This is a genomic window from Nocardia paucivorans NBRC 100373 (assembly GCF_000308675.1).
Classification (GTDB): domain Bacteria; phylum Actinomycetota; class Actinomycetes; order Mycobacteriales; family Mycobacteriaceae; genus Nocardia; species Nocardia paucivorans.
The window spans coordinates 274,302-277,267 of the sequence record NZ_BAGE01000018.1; the positions used below are offsets into that span (position 1 = coordinate 274,302).

General features: G+C 65.2%; 3 protein-coding genes. All 3 read left to right on the top strand.

Annotation, left to right across the window (positions count from 1 at the left end):
- Positions 1-432: 432 nt before the first annotated feature.
- The 3 genes from ON32_RS03695 to ON32_RS03705 are packed head-to-tail and all read left to right on the top strand — an operon-like array spanning position 433 to position 2,867.
- On the top strand, positions 433-1,947 hold the full coding sequence (locus tag ON32_RS03695) for a hypothetical protein (protein WP_245550780.1): 1,515 nt from the start codon (positions 433-435) through the stop codon (positions 1,945-1,947).
- Positions 1,948-1,990: 43 nt separating this feature from the next.
- Positions 1,991-2,332, top strand: coding sequence for a hypothetical protein (locus ON32_RS03700; protein ID WP_040788660.1), 342 nt, complete (start codon positions 1,991-1,993; stop codon positions 2,330-2,332).
- Positions 2,333-2,336: 4 nt separating this feature from the next.
- Positions 2,337-2,867, top strand: a complete 531-nt coding sequence (locus ON32_RS03705; RefSeq protein ID WP_040788661.1) for a YbaB/EbfC family nucleoid-associated protein — start codon at positions 2,337-2,339, stop codon at positions 2,865-2,867.
- Positions 2,868-2,966 lie beyond the last annotated feature (99 nt).

Below are 2,966 nucleotides of genomic sequence, written 5' to 3' on the forward strand. Positions count from 1 at the left end.
GGGGTGTCCTCGTATTCGTCGGAGCCGATTGTTCTCGGCCGCCGCCATCCGAGTTTCGCGTCGAACCCGCTGGATGAGTCCCGAATTCTTCCCATCAATGGAAGCTCGGTTGAAAGTGCGCCATGTCAGACTATGGACGAGTGCGCGCCGGCTCAGGTCCATGATGTTCGGCGAATTCGAGCGAAGCCACCGAATACGTCTCGGGTGTAGGCACGAAACGCGGATATGAGCCAGGAGGAAATGAGGGCCCGTCATGCCGAACGATGGTGATCTCGATTTCATCGGTCTGCCGGGCGCCGTCGATCCGTCGCGGAGAACGGCCGCGCGGAACCTCGGGCGCACATCCGGTCGGATTTCGCCGTCCGGCGATCGGATCGCGCGATTGTGTCAGTATGTCCGGGTAGGCACGATGATGATCGGCGGGAACGGACTGTGAGCGACCAGAACAAAGAGAACCCCGGCGGCACCGACGAGAACAATGATGTGCCGGATGTCGGTTTCAGTCTGACGCCGGACGGCACCGCGGAGCCGAGCGACCCCGTCGAGGAAGGCGACGCCGCGGAAAGTCGGGACCGGGTGTTGGCGCGGGAGATCGCCGACGCTCTGGGCGAGGTCGGTCCGTCCGGTTGGAAGCAGTTGGACGCGGTGTTCGCACTGACCACGACGACAGGGGTCGCCGAGGTCGTGTACACCGACGGCGAGCGCTCCATGCGGGCCGAGCCGCCCGCGCCGGTGTTGGAGCGGGTGCGTGAGCACCGGGCCTTGGTCGCGGAGCTGGACGGGGAGCCGTGGTGGCGGCTGCTGGTGCGGTTGAGCTCCGAGGGTGAATTCGAGGTCGACTACGACTTCGGTGACGAACCGTTCCCGGAAGGGCAGCTGTTCGATCCGGAGGCCTATGGTGCCGACCTGGCGGAGTACCCGCGCGAGACGCTGCCGGTGTGGTTGGCGGCATACATCGGCCACGGCAATCGGCAGACGCGGACTCCGCAGGAGGCCGCCGCGGCGGCCCGGGCCGACCGGGCGGCGAAGGTATGGCCGGTATTGGCGGAGAACGAGTTTCCCGATTTTCCGGAGATGTGGGCGCGATGGGCGTGTATCTCCGCCGCGTTCGTGGCCGCCGGATCCGATTGGGGCCCACGGATACTGCCGTCGATGGGTTGGTTCGAGAGTTCACGGCGCGGTGGCGCCACGCTGTATTCGTTGCCCAACGGTCGCGCCGTGCTGTCCGGTGGGGTCTGGGAGGCCCCGAATCTGGATGCCACGTACAACGCGGGGGCCCCGATGCCGAAGTTCTTTGCGGGCGCGCCCGACTGGGTGGCCAACCCGGTGCTGAACCCGCGCGCCGCCACCGGATTGATGTCGTTCGTCTACTGGTGGGACGGGGGGCGCTGGTATCGCGGTGAGTCCCCCTCGGCGGAGGAATGCGCCACCGCCGTGCCCGGCGTATGGACCGCGAACACCGTGGTCGGTATCGTCGCCGGGTTGGTAGCCCAGCCGCCGAGCGCCGAACAGCGTTCCGCCGCGGCGGCTTTGGTGTCGGCCGCGGAGGTCGGTGTGGTCACCCGGGAGACCGTGGTGAACCTGTTCGGCGACGACGGTCGGTTCGATATCGATGGGGCGATGTATCAGCTGACATTGGCCGGTGTCACCGCATCGCTGCCGCAGCAGATGCCGGAGGAAGAGGCCATCTTCCGCGTGCGCAGTTACATCGAGGGCCGCGGGCTGGACACCACCGGATACCCGTTGGATCAGCTCGTCGCCGACCGGTTCAGCTGCGGTTGGATGGTTTATGTTCCGGTGCCGCGCGGGGAGATCGCGATCGGTCGAGCCATCTTCTATATCGCAGACGACGGTGTGCTGGAGCACTCGTCCTCGTCGATTGCCCCGACCACATTCGTGAAGGAATTCGAGCAGCGCTTCCAGGAACGTCAGGGAGCGCGGGCGTGATGGGGACCGTTCGAGGACACACCAGGAAGGGCTCGGTGCGATCATGCCGGAAAATGTAGAGGTCAACGCGGATGAGGACGGTGGTCTGAAAGACGCGATGACCGTCCTCGAAGAGCTTCGCGACGATTTCGAGGGTATCGCCGCCCGCACCAGGAGCCTCATGGGCCATATGACCACGGCGTGCGGTGACGATCATTTCGGTCATCAGTTCACCGACGGGGAAAAAGGATTCCGAAAGAAGGTCACCTCGGCGGTCACGAACAGCGAGAACCTGTCCACCTCGTTCGACAACTACGGTCAGGGCGTCGGTGGTGCATTGGGTGCCCAGCCGTTGTTGAACGGAGCCGAGCAGGCCTCCGCCGGCAACTTCCGGTGGGCGGACTGAGCCGATGTCCGCACAGTATTCCGACGCGGCCGCGGCGGCCATGGAGAGTTTTCAGCGGCAGATGCAACTGGTCGCGCAGCTGCAACAGCAGCGCGCCCGGTTGACCGCGACCGTATCGGTGCGGGACAAACGGGTCACCGTCACCGTGAATGCCAACAACACGGTAATCGAAACCAAATTCGCCGATGATATCGACGAATTGAGCTACGAAGAGATCGCGGCGGCGGTGACCGAGGCCGCGCAGAAAGCGTCCGAGGAGGTCACCCGCCGGGCAAACGAATTGGCGCAGCCGCTGTTGGCCGAGCGGGCGGCCCGACCGAAACTGTCGGATATCCTCGAGGGCATACCCGAATTCCGGATGCCGGAGGAACCGGAGGTCTCCACCGCCGCACCCGGTTCGGCCGAACGTGCCGCGTTCGACGCCGCGGAGGAGTCGGCGGCGGAAGAGGCGGCGATGACCTTCACCGACGTCGAGGAATACGATCACCAGCGCAAATCCGACCGGGCTTCCGAGGTTTCCGATTCCGGTTGGTGAGTTCGTGCTGTGGTGTGGTGATTGACGGAATGTCGTCGCGTGGGGGAGCCGGGGTCGGTGGTATCCGGGTGCTTCCCGGTGAACCGGTGGTGAGCTGAC

Bases quoted from the DNA above. Each gene is read 5' to 3' on its own strand.
- ON32_RS03705 (WP_040788661.1), top strand. From the start codon at position 2,337: ATGTCCGCACAGTATTCCGACGCGGCCGCGGCGGCCATGGAGAGTTTT.
- ON32_RS03700 (WP_040788660.1), top strand. From the start codon at position 1,991: ATGCCGGAAAATGTAGAGGTCAACGCGGATGAGGACGGTGGTCTGAAA.